Here is an 18043-nt window from a genome sequence, read left to right on the forward strand (position 1 = left end):
CGGGCGGGATCAACAGCCTGCCCGATCCATTCGGGCTCACGTCCTCCCGTGTTGGCTGTTCCGCGTACCGCTGACCCGCCCGGCCATCCGGCCCGTCCCTTCATCCGCGTTCCCAACGACAGGACGAAGGATTACTCCCATGGCCCGCACCGCAACCGCCAGCATCTACGACACCATCACCAACCAGATCATCGCCGCGCTGGAGCGCGGCACCGGCGACTACACGCTCCCCTGGCACCGCAGCAGCGCCCCGCTCACCCGCCCCGTCAATGCAGTCACCCGCAAGGCCTATCGCGGCGTCAATGTCCTTGCCCTCTGGGCCAGCGCCGAGGCGCAGGACTTCGGGCACGGTCTCTGGGCGACCTATCGCCAGTGGCAATCGCTGGGCGCGCAGGTCCGCAAGGGCGAGAAGGCCTCACCGATCGTGTTCTACAAGGTCCTGGACAAGGCCGAAGGCAGCGAAGACGAGGCGCGCGAGGGCGTAGGCCGGATCTTCGCGCAGGGCTCGCATGTGTTCAACATCGCGCAGGTCGAGGGCTATGCTCTCCCCGACGTGCCGGACGCCGAGGCCTTTGATCCCATCCCCGATGTCGAGACCTTTGTCGCCGCCACCGGCGCTGCCATCCGCATTCAGGGCGACAGCGCCCACTACACCCCGTCGACCGACACAATCACCATGCCCGACCGCGAGCGGTTCTTCGCCACCGAAACCGCCAGTGCCGAGCAGAACTGGTATGCCATCCTGCTCCATGAGATGGTTCACTGGACCGGGGCCGACCACCGGCTTGCCCGCACCTTCGGCAAGCGCTTCGGTGACGAGGCCTATGCCATGGAAGAGCTGGTCGCCGAGCTTGGCTCAGCCTTCCTGTGCGGCGACCTTGGGCTTACGGTCACCCCGCGTCCCGATCATGCCTGCTACCTCGCCAGCTGGCTCAAGGTCCTCAAGGGCGACAACCGCGCGATCTTCACCGCCGCCAGCGCGGCGGCGAAGGCGGCGGAGTGGTTGGAAAATCTGCAACAATCAGGCCTTTCTGCTCGGGAGTGATCCTGATAGCTACATCAGGTTACCCGGAGATCGACCAACGCATGCCGCGCATTTTTGATAACATCGACAACTCTCTTCTTCCCGAACTGAGCAAGGTTCTCTCTGTTTCGGATCGGGCCGATTTCTGCGTGGGTTACTTCAATTTGCGTGGCTGGCGGCGGATCGATGAACACATTGAGACCTGGTCGGGCGAAAACGGAAATTCGTGCCGACTTCTTGTCGGTATGCATCAATCGCCCGAACGCGGGCTTCGTGAAAAGCTTGCTGCCGCGTTCCACGAGGACGGCATCGATAACGCCCGCGCTCTTGAGCTCAAGAAGGCACTTGCCGAGGAATTTCGGACACAGCTCACCCTTGGGACGCCCTCCAACAGCGACGAAGCAGGACTTCGGCGGCTTGCACGCCAGATTCGGGCCAAGAAAGTCGTCGTGAAGTTGTTCCTGAGGCATCCACTGCACGCGAAACTTTACCTTCTGCATCGTCCTGATCCAGTGAATCCAAAGGTGGGCTTTGTTGGCAGCAGCAACCTGACCTTTGCAGGTCTCTCCCTTCAGGGAGAATTGAACGTTGACGTTATGGACCACGATGCTTGCAACAAGTTGGCGGAATGGTTCGAAGCCCGATGGACTGATCGGTGGTGCGTGGACATTTCAGATGAGCTGGCCGAGATTATCGAGACCAGTTGGGCGGGGGAGGTCTTGGTCCCCCCTCACCACGTATACCTGAAGATCGCATATCACCTCGCGCAAGAGGCTAGGCTTGGTCAGTCAGAGTTTCGGATCCCAGCCATTTTTGGCGACAAGCTCTTCGCGTTCCAGACAAGTGCGGTGAAAGTGGCAGCCCATCACCTCAACAAGCGTGGTGGCGTGGTGATTGGCGACGTTGTCGGGTTGGGAAAGTCCATCATGGCGTCCGCCCTCCTAAAGATCGTGGAGGAAGTCGACGGACGTGCGCTGATTATCTGCCCGAAAAACCTTCTCGATATGTGGCATGACTACGTCGAGACCTACGAGCTAAACGCCAAGGTCGTGTCTCTATCCAGGGTTGAAAGCGAACTCAAAGAACTAAAGCGCTATCGAACCGTCTTGATCGATGAAAGTCATAACCTGAGGAACCGTGAGGGAAAGAGGTATAAAGCGATCGCGGATTACATTCGGACAAATGACAGTCGATGTATTTTGCTTTCTGCCACACCCTATAATAAGACCTTCATCGATCTATCCTCGCAGCTTCGCCTCTTCATCGAAGACGATCAAGACATTGGAATTCGCCCCGAGGCCATGATCCGAACCATTGGCGGTGAAACCGAGTTTGTGCGAAGGCATCAGTGCGCGGTTCGGTCTCTCCCCGCGTTCGAGAAAAGTGATCAGACCGAGGATTGGCGCGAGCTTATGCGGCTGTACATGATCCGCCGGACGCGCGGCTTCATTCTGCAGAACTACGCCCAGACAGATGAGGATAGTGGCCGGAAGTACATCACGTTTTCGGATGGAACACGGTCATATTTTCCGGTGCGGCAACCGAGATCAGTCAAGTTTGAGATCGACGATAGCGACCCCCTGGACCCATACGCGAGGGCGTATTCGGACGAGGTTGTCTCAGCAATCGATGGCCTAGCGCTCCCGCGCTATGGCCTTGCGAACTATCTCAACCCAGACCCGGCGCATCCACCGACGCCTGCCGAAGACACCATCATGGACGGGCTCGGGCGCGCCGGAATCCGGTTGATGGGTTTCTGCAAGACGAACCTTTTCAAGCGCCTTGAGAGCGGCGGTCCGGCGTTCGTCCAGTCTTTGCAGAGACACATCATGCGCAATCTGGTGTACCTGCATGCATTGGAAAACGAATTGCCGGTGCCTATCGGCACTCAGGACTCTGAACTTCTCGATGTATCGGACGAAGACGCCGATTCCGATGCAATCGAAGGTTTGTTCGAAACTGGCGAGTACGGCGACGCGGATGACGACGCGACAGCAAGCCTTCCCGACGAACTTACCGCCCTCAAGCAGCATGCTGCTCAAATCTATGGGGTTTACGCCAACGCCAAGAAGCGGCGCTTCAAATGGTTGAAGGCCACCCACTTCAAGCGAGCGCTGCAGACCGATCTTCAAGCCGACATCGATGCTCTACGCCGTGTTCTCGAAATCTGCGGACCCTGGGAAGAGGCGCGAGACAAGAAGCTTCATGCACTCATTGAACTGGTAACCGCCCGCCATCCCGCTGATAAGCTGCTGATCTTCACGCAGTTTGCGGACACCGCCCGTTATCTTGAGACGGCTCTTCGCAACGCCGGGGTTGCAGCGGTCGCCGCCGTCACTGGCCAATCCGAGAACCCGACCCGGCTTGCGTGGCGCTTCAGCCCCATGTCGAACAAGAAGGAAAAGGTGGCGCAGGCAGAGGGCGAGCTTCGCGTCCTGATCGCGACCGACGTGCTTTCGGAAGGACAAAACCTTCAGGACTGCGCCACGATCGTGAATTTTGACCTACCCTGGGCGATCATCAGGTTGATCCAGCGTGCAGGCCGCGTCGACCGCATCGGTCAGCAGGCTGATACGATCAATTGCTATTCCTTCCTTCCGGCAGAAGGCGTCGAACGCATTATCAGGCTGCGCGCTCGCGTCCGAGCGCGGCTGAAAGAAAACCAGGAAGTCGTCGGTTCGGATGAAACCTTCTTCGAGGACGACAATAAAGAGAACCCCATCCAAGATCTCTACAGCGAGAAGTCCGGTATTCTCGATGGTGAGGATGACGGCGAAGTCGATCTTGCATCATACGCGTTCCAGATTTGGCAGAATGCCATCACCGCCGATCCCAAGCTTCGGAAGTTGGTCGAAGATCTGCCGGATGTGGTTTACGCCACCAAAGCATTGCCATCGGTGCTCGATGCGAAAGCCGGTGCGCTCGTCTATATCCGAACGCCGGACGACAATGACGCGTTGGCGTGGGTCGATCAGAACGGCGAAATCCTGACGCAATCTCCGCTGGCAATCCTGCGTGCGGCAGATTGCCTACCAACCGAGCCCGCGTTGGAGCGGACTGACTACCATCACGACATTGTCCGCCATGGGGTAGAGCACCTCATGCAGGAGGAACGCACCACCCACGGTGCGTTGGGGCGGCCTTCGGGGGCCCGTTTCAAGACCTACGACCGCCTGAAGCGGTTTCTTGAGCAACAGGGCAATGAACGCACGCTGTTTGTGACCGAACATTTTGTGCGGGACGTTGAGAAGGCGATGGCAGACATCTATGATTTCCCGATGTTTCAATCGGCTATCGACACACTCAACCGCCATTTGAAAACGGGCATCGGCGATTATCCGCTCGCCCAGATGGTCATCGCCCTCCGGGAGGATGGCCGCCTTTGCGTGAAGCAGGACAAGGACGAGGCCCAAGCCGACATGAGGATCATCTGCTCAATGGGTTTGAAAGGCTGACAATGGCAATCGACAGACCCCGCGCCACCCAGCACCTCAAAGCCTTCGATTTCGCGACGCTATTCATTGAAGAGCTTGGCTGGGATCGCCCAGGCTCGCGCCAGCCCGAAATGATCAATGTTACCGGCCAAGAATACCGCCTGTCGCCCGTGGCCGATAAACGCGGCGTCCGGATTTTCCATTGCCCGGAGATTCCGGATCGCGCGCTCCGTCAGTATATCGAGCGCGAGATTACCAAGCGGGCCTTTGAACATCTCATCATCTTCACCGACGAAGAGAAAACCAGGCAAATCTGGCAATGGGTCGCGAGGGAAAAGGGCAAGCCGGCCGCCTTCCGTGAGCATATCTGGCTCGCAAACAGCGCTCCCGATCCGCTGATCCAGAAGCTGGACCATATCGCGTTCACCCTGAACGACGAAGAGGGCCTGACGCTTTCCGGGACGACATTGCGCATGCGCGATGCGTTCGACCGCGAGAAGATCACGAAGCGTTTCTACGAGGATTTCAAGAAGCAGCACGACCGGTTCCTTGGCTTCATCGATGGCCTTGCGAATGTGTCGGACCGTCAGTGGTACGCCTCGCTGATGCTCAACCGCCTGATGTTCGTCTATTTCATTCAGAAAAAGCGCTTCCTTAATGGCGACATCGACTATCTGAAGACCAAGCTCGCCGAGGTGCGCGCCGAGAAGGGGAATGACCAGTTCCACACCTTCTACCGCGCGTTCCTGCTGAAGCTCTTCCATGGCGGCCTCGCAACACCCGCCAATGCCCGTGATGCCGACACCGCGCGGCTGCTTGGCAACATCCCCTATCTCAACGGTGGTCTGTTTGAGCCACACGCGCTGGAGGCGGATGGTAACGACATCCAGATCGCCGACGCGGCGTTCGAAGCTGTGTTCAATTTCTTCGACCAGTACGAATGGACGCTCGACACCCGCCCCATAGAGCAGGCCGATGGCAAGGAGATCAACCCCGATGTCCTCGGCCACATCTTCGAAAAGTACATCAACCAGAAGCAGATGGGGGCATATTACACCAAGGAAGACATCACCGATTACATCACCAAGAACACCGTCATTCCCTGGCTTTTCCAGAATGCTATTGCTCACGACAAGGTCGCGTTCGAGCCGGGTAGCGCGGTTTGGCGGATGCTCTCCGAGAACCCCGACGCTTATATCTACCCGGCGGTGAAGCATGGGGCGGATCAGCCGCTTCCCGACAATATCGCCGCAGGCATCGATGATGTCGCGCAGCGCGGAGACTGGAACAGGACGGCCCCTCCCAGCCTCGGCCTGCCGACCGAAACCTGGCGTGAGCTGGTGGCGCGGCGTGAACGCTACACCAGCCTCAGGGCTAAGGCGGCCTCAGGCGAGATTTGCTCGATCGAGGATTTTATCACCCTCAATCTCGATATTCGCCAGTTCGCCCGCGATGCGATCCAATATGCCGAAAGCCCCGATCTGGTTCGTGCCTTCTGGAAAGGCATTTCAGCGATCAAGGTGCTCGATCCCGCATGCGGATCGGGCGCATTCCTGTTTGCTGCCCTCAACATCCTGTACGACCTGTATGACGCCTGCCTTGAACGGATGGAGCAGTTCGTCGAGAGCGCTCCGGAAGGCAACGGGCCGCGCCAGCTCTACTCCGATTTCCGCGCCGTGCTCGACCGGATCGAGCGCCATCCCAACCGGTCCTATTTCATCTACAAATCGATCATCCTCGATAACCTCTACGGCGTCGATATCATGGATGAGGCGGTGGAAATCTGTAAACTCCGCCTGTTCCTGAAACTCGCTTCCCAGCTTGAGAGCGCCGATCAGATCGAGCCGCTGCCCGATATCGATTTCAATATCCGGGCGGGGAACTCGCTGATCGGCTACACCTCTATGGCCGATGTGCGGAAGGCGACCGAAGCCAAGGGCTTCGACTTCGACGACCGTGCAGGAAAGATCGAGGCGGCGGCGCAAGATTTGGACGCTGCCTTCCGCCTGTTCCGTAACCAACAGACCGAATTGCATGGAACTATTGGCGCTGACCACAAAGCTGAGCTGCGGCAGCGGCTCGCGGCGCTGGAGGCGCAACTGGATCGCTTCCTTGCCAATGATTACGGCGTCGATTCCGGTGATGACCTGGAAGCGAGTGCTAGCTTCACGGCGTGGAAGGCCAGCCACAAGCCCTTCCATTGGCTGATCGAGTTTAATGGAATTATGAGCAGTGGTGGGTTTCAATCCATTGTCGGAAACCCACCGTTTCTGGGATACTCACAGGTCCGCTCAGACTACACGGTCCGAAATTTGGAAACCTTACCCTGCGGCAACTTGTATGGCTTTTTCGCCGAGCGCTCAGAGTCCCTGCGGCACCCTCAGGGTCTAATTTCCCTCATCATCCCGCTATCGATGATGGCCACGCCAAACATGCAGTCGGTCATGGAAATGATGAATGCAGCGTACAATGGTATATGGGTCTCATACTACTCAAACAGACCTGATCAATTATTTGAGGGGGCTCAGAATTTTCTGGCCATCTATGTGGCAACCGCAAATTCTACTTCGGAGCATATGTATACAACAGGTCTTCGACGTTGGCCTGGGCAGCTTCGTGATACGGTGTTCGAGACACTGGACTATGCGCCTGTCGACCTTTCAAAGACCTATCGACCCTACGCCTATCCGAAGTTTCAGTCTGCGCTGGACCAGTCGATTTGGGACAAGCTGAATGCTTTACCAGAAAAGCTATCCTATTTCGCCTCGCACCAGTTTTCATCCGGCGAAAGTGCGCTGTATTGTTATGGCGGCGTCTACTGGACCAAAGCCCGAAATTTCGACAGTTTTGTGACTCGAAACGGAGTGAAGGCTGTCTCCACTGCTGACCGTCCTTTCAAGTTGAGGGAGGGAGTGCCGGCGGAATCCGTAGTCGCGATCTTAAACAGCTCGTTGCATTTTTGGTTTTGGACGAACTTCTCAGATTGTCGCAACAAGACTTACAACGTGATGCTCGACATGCCCACGTCCAGCTCAATGGTGCGGAACACCGCATTAAAAACAATGGGAAGCGACCTGATGGACGGTTACCGACAGAATGCCGAGCAGAAGATAAGGGATGGCCGAAACAGGACTGTTTTCACTGAATTTTACCCCAAAAGGTCCAAGTTGATTATTGACGAAATCGATCGCGAGATTGGCGAGGTGATCGGATTAAGTCCAGAAGAGGTCGATTACATCATTAACTACGACATTAAATACCGCATGGGCGCAGACGCGGACGATGCCGAGTGAGCCGCCCGCCGCGCTCGACGCTGCGTCGGTGTTGGCTAAGCCACTGATCGCCTTCTTATGCTCTCAATCGTGTCCCGGCGACATCATCCTGAAGGCGCAGGACTGGGCCAATGCTCGGGGTCCGGACAGCGCTCCTGTGATCGGCGGTTTTCACACCCCTGTTGAGCGCGACGTGTTGCGCATCCTGCTGCGCGGCAACGCCCCCGTGATCATGGTCCTCGCCCGCGCCGCGCAAGGCTGGCGCGCCCCCAAGCCTCTCGGCCCGGCGATCAAGGCCGCCGTTGCCGCAGGCATGGCGCAAATCGTCAGTCCGTTTCCCGCGTCTCAGACGCGTACCACTGCCACCACTGCCCAAGCCCGCAACCGTCACGTCTTGACCCTCTGCAAAACGGTCCTGATCGCCCACGCTGCCCCTGATAGTAAAACCGAGGCGCTGGCACAGCAGGCGAAAATAATGGGTCTCCCGATCTTCACCTTGCCATCCCCGGCCAATTCGCATCTATTGCAGATCGGGGCGCAAATCGTTCCAGATCAATAGCCTGTCTGTGGGGGTCGCATGGCAAAAGCGGAAGCAACGGTCGAAGAGCTCGTCGGAATGGTCGAGCGCGGGGAGCTGAGGCTTCCCGAAATGCAGCGCCAATATGTGTGGCGCTCGCCTCGCGTCCGCGACCTGATGGATTCGCTCTATCGCGGCTATCCGTCCGGTGCGATCCTGCTTTGGGAAACGGATGAAGCCGTGCCCCTGCAGGAGATGGCCGTGACCCAATCGGCCAACCCCTACGCTACGACCCGGCTTCTGCTGGATGGGCAGCAGCGATTGACGTCCTTGTCCGCCGTAATCCGGGGAGAGCCGGTCAAGGTCCGCGGCCGCGTCAAACCGATCGAGTTGTTGTTCAATCTCGACCACCCCGAACGTCAGGAGATCGTCACCGAGGTGGACGAGGATGCGGAGGACGACGCACCCGAGACCGATGAGGCGGATTCGACCGAAGACGAACTTCAGAAGCGATTCGAACGGATGACGTTCGTCGTGTCGACCAACAAGCTCGCCGCGCTACCCCAATGGGTCAAGGTCTCCGAGGTGTTCAAGAGCGAGAGCGATACTGCCTTTCTGAAGCGCGCCGGGGTCAGAAATTTCGATGATCCCCGCTACGAGAAGTACACGCAAAGGCTGGCCCAGCTCCGCCGCATCCGGAAATACGTTTACCGCATGGACGTCCTCGAACGGTCGTTGACCTACGAGGAAGTGACGGAAATCTTCGTGCGCGTGAATTCCCTCGGAGCGAAGTTGCGTAGTTCCGATCTTGCGTTGGCGCAGATCACAGCGCGCTGGCGGCACAGCCTCGAAATCTTCCAGGAATTCCAGCGCGAATGCGCTAAGCTTGGGTTTGACCTGGACCTTGGCATTCATCTTAAGACGTTGATCGCCTTTGCGACCGGACAATCACGTTTCTTGACCGCAGGCCGCCTGTCTCTCGACGTACTCCAGACCGGGTGGAAGGAGGCAACCGAAGGCATGCGGTTTGCCATCAACTTCCTGAAGAGCAACGCCGGTATCGACAGCCCCGCGCTACTGTCGTCACCTTTCCTGATGATCGTGGTAGCCTATTTCGGACACGCCAAGGGCTATGCGCTTTCGCCCGAGGAGTCCGACCGCCTGCGTCAATGGGCGCTGCTGGCCAACGCGAAGGGCAGATTCTCACGTGGTTCCAGCGAAACGATCCTCGACCAGGATTTGGCGACCATCGACAAAGTTGGCTCACCAGACGCCTTGATCGACCGCGTTCGCCTGCAGTTCGGCAGGCTTACAGTCACGCCCGAAGATCTGGAGGGTCGCGATCAGCGCAGTTCACTGTTCAAAACAATGTTCCTTACCTTCCGCGCCCTAGGTGCGAAGGATTGGACTTCCAATCTTCTGATTTCACTGGATCATTCCGGTGCGCAGCACCGCCTGCAGTTCCATCACTTCTTTCCCAAGGCCGTGCTGACCAAGCACGGCTTCTCGTCGCGGGAAGCCGACGACGTTGCCAACCTGACCTTCATCGGCGGACGCACCAACCGCAAGATCAGTGACAAGCCGCCCTCGGTCTACTTGGCTGATTATCTGGCCAAGCAGGGGCCTAACTTGCTGTCGCTGCAGGGTATCCCGGCTGAGCCGCAATTGCTTGAAGTGGTAAGCTACCGCGAATTTCTGGATGCGCGGCGCTCGCTGCTGGCCGCCGCGATCAATGCGTTTCTTGGCGTATCGGACGAGTAGGGTCGCCTTGGCCAAGCGCTCCATCACCGATGAAGAGATTGGTCTGATCAAGGCCATGCTCGCTCGCGGCATGGCGAACAAGGACATCCAATTCTACTTCAACCGGCAGGACCGTGCGGTGAATTCCGGTCGGATCACCGGGATACGCGACCGAAGCTACGGACCTGAGGTGCCAAAAGCGGGCGACGACGCATTAGCTGCATTCATCGCAAGCTTTACGGCTCCGCCGTTGGCAGCCCCCGGTCTAGTCGTCGAAGCTGCGCCGCCCACGCCTCCAGGCGTGACGGATGAACGGGTTCTGCGGTCATTCTTCACCAAGGATGCCGAAGGGGTTTGGCGGTGCTCGCCTGGCGAGACTGACGAATTCGAATGCAAGGAGGGCTTCAGCCTCCGCAACTTCGGGAAGCCGCTGCGCACCATCGCGGGCTTCGCAAATAATCGTGGTGGCTACTTGTTTTTCGGGGTGAAGGACAAGCCGCACGGCTTTGCCGTTTGCGGGTTGGCCGATGATCGATTCACCAGCACTGACCAAAACAAATTCAGCCAGGTAATCCGATCTGTGCTGGAGCCCACACCACGCTTTCGCGTCGCCAGCCTGAAGCTTGATGGACTGACTGTCGGCGTTATCCATGTCGAGCCGCATAGCGCCAAACCCGTCATCGCAAGCCGGACAGAGGGCGAGGTCGCTGAGGGCGCGATCTATTTCCGTTACCCCGGCGAAACCAAGGCGATTTGCTATGCTGACCTTCGCGCCATCTTGGACGAGCGGGATCAACGCAGCCGGGAGGCCATTTTACCCATGGTCCAGCGATTGCTTGAACTCGGTCCCAAAGACGCCATGGTCGCCAATCTTGCTGATGGTCAGTTAGAAGGTGGGGATCGTCCGATCATAATTGACCAGCAACTCGTTGACCGGATCAAGTTCATTCGGGACGGCGAATTCGACGAGCGCGAGGGCGCGGAGACTTTGCGTCTTGTGGGAGATGTGAGCGCTGTTGACTTGTCGAGCGTCACGACAGTGAAGACAGTTCGAACCGAGGTTACAGAGGAATCGATCGTCCGGAATTTCGTTGGGCGCGTGGTGGTGGAAGAGCCGTTGGCCTATGTGCGGCAAGCCAGCCACGAGCAGAGTTTCCTGTTGCCGGTCTTCTATTATCTGCATCTTGCTGGCCAAACACGGAGTGAGGCGATCGCCGTTTTGAGGGCGCACCGCAATGCAAAACCGAACACTGTGAAAGAGATAATACGTCGGCTCCAGCGCCAGAAAACAATGTTCGTCAAGGCCGGAGGGATGAGATTGAAGAGACTCAATCAAATCCGCGAACGCGCAGTCGGCCAGATTGTGACAACTGCCCGCGCTAAGGAAGTGATGGACGCCATGACGGGGCTGCAGGAAGCAGACGCCGATGTATTCGGGTACGCGAACGAACTGGTGGGCCAGTGCCTTGAGTTTTGGGCAGAAGACCGAAACCTGGTGACCTATATCCGGAAAGCTGCATCGAGGTTGGATGAGCTGACTTATGGCCCACTTGTCCCAGAGTAGTAGGAGTTTTCGCCGCTACCCTGCCGGACAACCTGCTCTATCCCCTGGCGGGTACCGGGCCTGTAGTCCCGGCCCATTCGGGTGACGATCAGGAGCGGGTGCAAGCGGAGCGGGAGTTACTGGAGGACGCGCTCTGTCCCGCATGGCCTTTGGCCATGCTCCTGAGGGCGCGGTGTCTTTGAGCTAACCCGCAGGCGCTCTTGCCTCTCTCATGGCCGGACGCCCGCTGGCCCACTTGGCCCGCGCGCAGAGCGTCCGGCGGCTTCGCGCCGTGCAAGGGCGCCGTTTCTGTGCGGATCGCTGCGGCGATCCTTTGGGGGAACGCCAAGGGCTTTGCCCTCTCGTTCCCAAACCCCAATCGACACCCCCGTGTGGCAGGCTTCGCCCGCTGGCCCGCGCCAGGGCATCGATTGGGGTTTTCCCTCCCCCTCCCATCCTCGCCGGAAGGCAGAGCCGCATGCCGCGTGGCGGATGCGGCTTTGCCGGATGGAGTTTGGACCATGGGTGACCTGATCTTGAATTACCGCGCATGCGGGGCCGAGTGCCGGGAGGACTGGCTGCGCATGCTGGCGCATGACAATGGCTTGCCGCTGGTGGCGGTGCAGCAGCTGGCGGACGAGCTGGGCGAGCGCGAGGATTTCGGCGAGCTGGTGCGTCTGTGCGAGTGCGGCGGGAGCCTTGCGTCATGAGCGGCGCGGTGCCGACGCGGGCCGAGCGGATTGCACGGCTCAATGATCTGGCGCGCCGCGCCATGGGCATCGCGTCAGTCGTGGTGGCGACCGAGGGCATTCGGGCTTTGCCCGAGGCCGACCAGGCGCGGCTGCGCGAGCTGGTCGAGACTTTCGATGCCTTCACGCCCGACAATGATCCCTATGGCGAGCGCGACTTCGGGGCGATCTATCAGGGGGTGGACGGGGTCTGGGCAACCTTGCGGCCTGTTGATGTTGCGGTGACCGTGTTCTGGAAGATTGATGCCTATGACCGCGCGTTGCGGTTCGGCAGCGAGGACCCCGCCGATCCCGCCATGACCCAGCGGGTGCTGACCATCATGTTGGCGAGCGAGTATTGAGATGGCTGCCCGCGCCCACACGGTAGAACCCTCGCGCCTTGCTTACGGTGCATGGTGCCACGCCAGCGAACAGCAAATCGGCGAAGGCGATATTCGCGCGAGCTACAGCGCCGACCGTATCGGCATGGGTCAGCCCATCCGCAAGCCCTTCCGATACGCCGGGGAGCTTTGGGTCTGTGTTGGCACAGGTCCTTCGGGAGCCGAAGCCTACCGGCTTGTGCACCCTTCCGTCTATGGTGGCACTGCGCGCAGCTATCATAATCGGTGCCGCGATGGCGATCGTGCGCGCGGCGATCAGGCGGGCTTCTATGATGGCATTATCGTGCATCACGGCGGACGGGAACTTGTGATGGCCGGTCCGCCCGTCATGTTCATTGCAGGCGAGGAGGCCCAGCTGTCCCTGTTCTGATGTGGTCGGAGGGTGTGGCTCTGCTGACCAAGGCGCGCCGCCTGACACGTCAGGCGGCGCGGTGATCCACAAAGCAGTGTTCATTGTGCCAGTCGAGAAAGGCGGGCTCCGGATCGAACCGCGCTGCTGGCCGCAAGGTAGCCCTCTCGAATTGCTGGAAATAGGTGCGGGTCTCGCGGCTGCTGCTTTCGCGCAGCTGGCGCGAGACATGGATGCGGCGAGCGCGGTCCACTGTGATGAGGCCGCGATCGAACGCGCGGTCGAGGGTTGCAGACAACAACAGGCCATTGGCCGGATTGTGGCGGTTTTGGCTGTCCTTGCCCCACGGCTTGATATGACTGGCGGTCAGCAGGCGCGGCTCGGCGATGCCGGTGATGCAGCACGCCTCTTCATAATTGGCCAGCACCGCGCGGCGGAAGAAGTCCTGGCCGACCCGCTGGTTCACCATGGCCTGTGTGGTGGACTCGCCTTGCCATGGTTCGAATTTGAACTCGCTTCGCTTGTCGTGGAGGCGTTGGCTGGTGGGCGGAATTGATTGCGCGGCGGTGATCGGGCGGTCGACCTGGCTGGACCACAGCGCTTCGGCCCGCGTCACGAGGCCCGACCAGTCTTGCCCGAACTCGGCATAGGTCGCACGGTCGAGCTTCGATGCACCGTCCAATCCCTTGCGCCCGCTCTCGGTGATTTTCGGATCGAGGCTGGCGAAGTTGCACAGCTTCATCGCCACCGAGCTGCTCGACCGATCAATAGCGGTGGCCAGCGTCTGGATCTCCGGATTGCCCGAATGCAGCTTTCCGAACGGGAGTTGGAAATAGAGATAGAGCGCGAGCACCGTCTCCTCCTCGCTCCAGCGTTTGCGCGCGGTGCCTTCCATTGCCATGACAAAGGTTTGGGGCAGAGCGCGGCGGTGTGCAAGCGGGGGGTCGAGGGGGCGGCCCTGACGTCCTCCGGTCTGGAGGCTTCGTTTTGAGCACCCGCACTGGCCGCGCGCGGTCGAGGGTCAATGTCCGGCCCGCTCCGGTTCCGTTCCGTCACCCGTGTTGGACATGACCCCACGCCCTTTGCCGCGCGGCCTTTCTGTCTGGTGCAACGAGCCACCAACACGAAAGGAACATTCTATGGCCCGCACGTCCCAAGCACCCGCACCCGCCACCGCGCCCGAGCCCAAGGCCCCGGATTTCATCGCCTGGCATGTCAGCAATCGCAGCGACAAGGCCTTCTGGACCAAGGTCGGAGCCGCCTGGTTCCACCGCGACCGCAAGGGCCTGTCGCTCCAGCTCGAGGTCGTGCCGATCAATGGTCGGATCGTCTTGCGTACACCGCTCGATGACGAGACGAGGGAAGGGCAGCCGGGCGCTTAGCGCCCGGCCCTGCCGTTGGTCAGATGTCGATTGCGGTGTCGGTAGCAGTACCGTGATCGGAATTTCACTGCGTTGCCGGCGGAATGGCGAAATTTGGGACGTTGCTGCCATTCCCAAGCGGTCGGTTCTGTGACAGGTTGGTTGCCAGGACCCGACATACAGCGAAGACTCCACTGGCAGGAACTGCGCCCGCAACTGGGCCGATTGGAGACTGTCAGCGTTTCGTGCGGAAACGGACGAAGCAGACGCTCGCACAAGTCAGGCCACCTGATCGCATCCAGCACCATTTGTCGTTCGCAATTCGAACTGATGTCCGTGCTGCCTTAGATTGTCAGCATACGGCCTTGAACGTCCGTTGGGGCGGCTCAAACTGGAGACGACCATGATTTACTCGATCCAATATGATCTCAATCGGCCCGGCCAGAACTATACTGATCTGCACGCCGCAATAAAATCCTGCGGCGCATGGTGGCATTATCTCGACTCGAGTTGGTTGGTAGACACCACCCTCACAGCAAGCGGGATCTGGACCCGCCTATCGCCGCACATCGACAAAAACGACAACATGCTCATTATCGGCGTGACTCGCGACGTCACTGGCTGGCTCCCTCAAGACGCTTGGAGCTGGATCAATCAGCGAACATCAAAGCTCGCCGCGTGAGGGCAGCATCACGGGGAAGAATGGGCGCACCGGCCCTTCGAATTATGCGATGGGTTCCGCGCCCTCGCCTTTTTTGGCCGAGGATCGCTTTACCTTTCCATATCTCTTCTGAAACTCCTTCTGAATTTCCATGAGAGATTGCTCGATGGACTCTTCGGTCAGTTGATGAATCGAGTCCGCAAAACGTCGGTTCGTCAAAGCCCATCGACCAGGCGTGCCGACAGGCGCGTTAGCTGTCCTACGTCTCGCCATCGTCGCTTTCCTTTCCGAGCATTTTGCTAAACCGTCTCCACATGTAACGCGGGTTCAACTCCGCGCTAAAATGGTGCTTTCGCTTTATCCAAACGAAACCTTCTGATCGCGTTATCAGCGCGACATCAATCGGGCCTCCAACCGTTCCAGCATCGTCGGAAGCCTTGCGCTCAATTGCCGTGATGCTGACTAAAGCCTCAGCGAGTTCGATAAGATCCTGCTTCGGCATAAGGGCGATTGTCTCATTGAACTTTCGCTCGAACTCTTGCCTCAGTTTTGCGACGAACCTCGACTCAAATTGGGACGCAATGAGATCACCGAGGAGCCCACCCATGTCGCTGGCAGCAATCTCGCCACCGTCGCTCCTGACAATTTTCAACTTCAGCTTCGAAAAATTCTGTTCAAGGCTGCCCGAGACGTTTTCCTTGATGAAATCCCGAGCTCCATCGATGAATCTACTGTCCGTGCCCTTCAGGAGGCGATCGATGACGTCGGTCTGGGCGAAGGAAATTGCTGTTCCGGTGCCCTTCTCTTTCTCACCCCGTTCGATTTTGACGTTGTGAGATTGCTGGTAGCGCAGCCTCTGAATTACGTGCCCGTCGATCTCAACTGCGCACAGCGACGGAAAAAGGTCCTTGCCTCCGAACCCGCATATGACGAGGCCGGTAACCGTAAACCTATCGAGCGACTTCAACAGGCGCTGAGCGATGAGGCGGCAGAAAATCTCGCGCTGTCCCTCGTTCGTATCGAATGGCATGAGGTCGCTACCGATCTCGCCGACCAGCGAGCGCACTGTAGGTAATATGTCGTCTTCGACGAGTCCGTCCAAGCTCTTGAGCGGTGTAAGATGGACTAGCTGCTCGATGCGCTCGGTCATGGCCTCGGTGTAGAGCCGCTGGAGCAAATGGTGGACATTCTGCTCGCCATCTTCCGTGGCGATAATCTCGATACGATCGCGCACATGTTCGTTCAGATCGTCGAGCTCTTCCTGAATTAATCCGTCCTGCCAGCGGCGAACATCGTCAGGCTTGATGACGGTGGGATGGGTAGATAGGAACTCGAGAAACCGCTCCATCCACTGCTCTATGGTAATTTTCGCCGCGTCTTGAGGCGGAGTGCAGCGGAATTCCTTCGCAATGATTTCCCAAGGAACCCCTAGAAAATCCATGCTGCCGTTCACCATGAGGGCGACAGGAAAACGTTCGCTCAACTCGAATAGCTTGTCTCCAGTATCGAAGACCTTATCGTTACCACCATATCCTGGAATCGTTACAGCGCTATCGGCGGCCAATGCAACGCCGAGACGATTGATAACCGCAATTTCCGTCGTCATGCGGACATCCGCGCGGTTCCATAGTGCTTTACGAAGATCTAACCGTCTCCGTCGCGAGGCAAATAGACTCGCCCCCCTTCAGGGCCGTTAAATAGCATCCGTTAAACAACTGCAATGGCCATTGTGGTGCTGGGCGTAGCAAAAAATGGCTGCCGATCGCCGCGCCCCCTCCTCTATCCGGCGGCTGCCAGCGTCCGTTTGAGCGTCGCCGGCGCATCAGGATCGAGTGCCACGGCACCATCCGGTTGTTTTTCTGCCACGAGCCGTGGTTCGGCACCACTGTTGTCGAAAATATACGCGCGATCTGCTTCCTCGAGAAACCAAGGCAGTTGCGCTAGCGAGCGCTCGTAACGCGCGACAATCTTCTCTGGGGGAACATCGTGCCCGCCACGCGCTACCCGCACTTTTACGCGCTCGATATTAAGTTCGGGCGACCGCAACATCACATAGATCAGACATACGTCGAACCCGCCAGCTCGCGCTCGCTGAACGAGGGCGCGGTATTTGTCGGTCGACAGCACCGTTTCGACACCGACGGTCTGATGGGTGCGAAGCGACGCATCCAGCCAGTCCATGATGCGTTCGACTGCCTGGCGGTTCGCGTCGAGCAACTCGAGACCCTCGGAATCTATGATCCGCCGCGTCAGGAGATCCGGATTGATGATCCACACCGATCGACCGAAGTCGTCGATCAGCGTGGTATCATAGAGGGTGCTCTTGCCCGAACCATTTGGACCGGCGACGATCCAGAGCTTCGGATTAGGCGTCGTCCCCATCGGCACCGTCCCTGCGACCGAGCAGCAGCTTGTTCTCGCGGCGCGCACGACTGACCGAGCGTGCAAACGAGGTCAATAGATCCTCACCGAACGAGTTGCTCTCGGCATCGAGGCGGATAGCCTGAACGCGCTTGCCCTGGGCACTGATCAAAGACCGGGACTCGAGCTTTCTGCGGCGCTTGCCGGGCCGTCCAAGCCGCTTTTCAACAATCCTAACCATCCTCAGACTCCTGCGACCGTCAATCATCTAGTCTTCCACGCCAGGCAATAGGCCGAGCTCGGCGAAGCGCGCAATCATCGTTTCCAATTCTTCTTCGCTCAACGCATCGATTGTGATCTTGCCGACTAGATCACGGGCGCGCGGATGCGCGACGAGAAGCTCACGCACCATAGCGCGTCGGGGTGCCGAGCGCGACGCCGAGCGGAGCGGCCGCCGACGCATCGCATCGGGCAAAAGGGCAGGCCGTATATCCCGGCCGGCCTCGATCGCACGCTGTGCAACGCCGCGGGCTGATTGCGCCAGCTCTTTCATGTCGGGCGAGAAGAGAATGTCGTCGTCGTCCGCCTCGATCAAGGCGTCCTCGATCATCGAAAGCCATACCGCACGGTGCTGCGGACCGCTCCTGTCACC

16 protein-coding genes are annotated in these 18043 nt (G+C 58.9%); 11 read left to right on the plus strand and 5 right to left on the minus strand.

The genetic code is table 11. From position 1 onward, the window contains the following. Positions 1-139: 139 nt before the first annotated feature. The 9 genes from OU999_09280 (at position 140) to OU999_09320 (ending at position 13029) form a co-directional block, all read left to right on the plus strand. Positions 140-1045 (plus strand): zincin-like metallopeptidase domain-containing protein, encoded by a 906-nt coding sequence (locus OU999_09280; protein WAC21965.1) that lies wholly within the window; start codon positions 140-142, stop codon positions 1043-1045. A gap of 41 nt (positions 1046-1086) precedes the next feature. Beyond that, positions 1087-4479, plus strand: a complete 3393-nt coding sequence (locus tag OU999_09285) for a helicase-related protein (GenBank protein ID WAC21966.1) — start codon at positions 1087-1089, stop codon at positions 4477-4479. 2 nt (positions 4480-4481) lie between these two features. Continuing rightward, complete coding sequence (locus OU999_09290; GenBank protein ID WAC21967.1) at positions 4482-7751, plus strand: hypothetical protein; 3270 nt, start codon at positions 4482-4484, stop codon at positions 7749-7751. Continuing rightward, positions 7741-8289 (plus strand): hypothetical protein, encoded by a 549-nt coding sequence (locus tag OU999_09295; protein ID WAC21968.1) that lies wholly within the window; start codon positions 7741-7743, stop codon positions 8287-8289. The genes OU999_09290 and OU999_09295 overlap by 11 nt, the downstream gene beginning before the upstream one ends. Positions 8290-8307: 18 nt before the next feature. Beyond that, positions 8308-10008, plus strand: coding sequence for a DUF262 domain-containing protein (locus tag OU999_09300; protein ID WAC21969.1), 1701 nt, complete (start codon positions 8308-8310; stop codon positions 10006-10008). 7 nt (positions 10009-10015) lie between these two features. Further along, positions 10016-11551 carry an ATP-binding protein gene (locus OU999_09305; GenBank protein WAC21970.1) on the plus strand — a complete coding sequence of 512 codons (1536 nt, stop codon included), beginning with the start codon at positions 10016-10018 and terminating at the stop codon, positions 11549-11551. Between the two features lie 500 nt (positions 11552-12051). Next, on the plus strand, positions 12052-12240 hold the full coding sequence (locus tag OU999_09310; protein WAC21971.1) for a hypothetical protein: 189 nt from the start codon (positions 12052-12054) through the stop codon (positions 12238-12240). After that, positions 12237-12620, plus strand: coding sequence for a DUF3768 domain-containing protein (locus OU999_09315; GenBank protein ID WAC21972.1), 384 nt, complete (start codon positions 12237-12239; stop codon positions 12618-12620). The genes OU999_09310 and OU999_09315 overlap by 4 nt, the downstream gene beginning before the upstream one ends. A gap of 1 nt (position 12621) precedes the next feature. After that, the gene (locus OU999_09320; protein WAC21973.1) at positions 12622-13029 is read left to right on the plus strand and encodes a hypothetical protein; all 408 of its coding nucleotides are present in this window, start codon (positions 12622-12624) and stop codon (positions 13027-13029) included. Positions 13030-13078: 49 nt separating this feature from the next. Here the strand turns inward: OU999_09320 and OU999_09325 are convergent, their stop codons facing one another. Beyond that, positions 13079-13909 (minus strand): HNH endonuclease, encoded by an 831-nt coding sequence (locus OU999_09325; protein ID WAC21974.1) that lies wholly within the window; start codon positions 13907-13909, stop codon positions 13079-13081. Between the two features lie 238 nt (positions 13910-14147). Between OU999_09325 and OU999_09330 the strand changes: the two genes are divergently transcribed. Further along, positions 14148-14390 carry a hypothetical protein gene (locus OU999_09330; GenBank protein ID WAC21975.1) on the plus strand — a complete coding sequence of 81 codons (243 nt, stop codon included), beginning with the start codon at positions 14148-14150 and terminating at the stop codon, positions 14388-14390. 382 nt (positions 14391-14772) lie between these two features. After that, positions 14773-15051 carry a hypothetical protein gene (locus OU999_09335; protein WAC21976.1) on the plus strand — a complete coding sequence of 93 codons (279 nt, stop codon included), beginning with the start codon at positions 14773-14775 and terminating at the stop codon, positions 15049-15051. A 238-nt stretch (positions 15052-15289) separates the two neighbouring features. Here the strand turns inward: OU999_09335 and OU999_09340 are convergent, their stop codons facing one another. The 4 genes from OU999_09340 to OU999_09355 form a co-directional block, all read right to left on the minus strand. Continuing rightward, on the minus strand, positions 15290-16636 hold the full coding sequence (locus tag OU999_09340; protein WAC21977.1) for a hypothetical protein: 1347 nt from the start codon (positions 16634-16636) through the stop codon (positions 15290-15292). Positions 16637-16809: 173 nt separating this feature from the next. Beyond that, positions 16810-17412, minus strand: a complete 603-nt coding sequence (locus tag OU999_09345; GenBank protein WAC21978.1) for a zeta toxin family protein — start codon at positions 17410-17412, stop codon at positions 16810-16812. Beyond that, entirely contained in the window at positions 17396-17632 is a 237-nt protein-coding gene (locus tag OU999_09350) for a hypothetical protein (protein WAC21979.1), read from the minus strand. The genes OU999_09345 and OU999_09350 overlap by 17 nt, the downstream gene beginning before the upstream one ends. Positions 17633-17659: 27 nt before the next feature. After that, positions 17660-18001: a hypothetical protein gene (locus tag OU999_09355; GenBank protein ID WAC21980.1), complete on the minus strand. Its 342-nt coding sequence runs from the start codon at positions 17999-18001 to the stop codon at positions 17660-17662. Positions 18002-18043 lie beyond the last annotated feature (42 nt).

Source organism: Blastomonas sp. SL216, from assembly GCA_026625625.1.
In the GTDB taxonomy this organism is placed as follows: Bacteria; Pseudomonadota; Alphaproteobacteria; order Sphingomonadales; family Sphingomonadaceae; genus Blastomonas.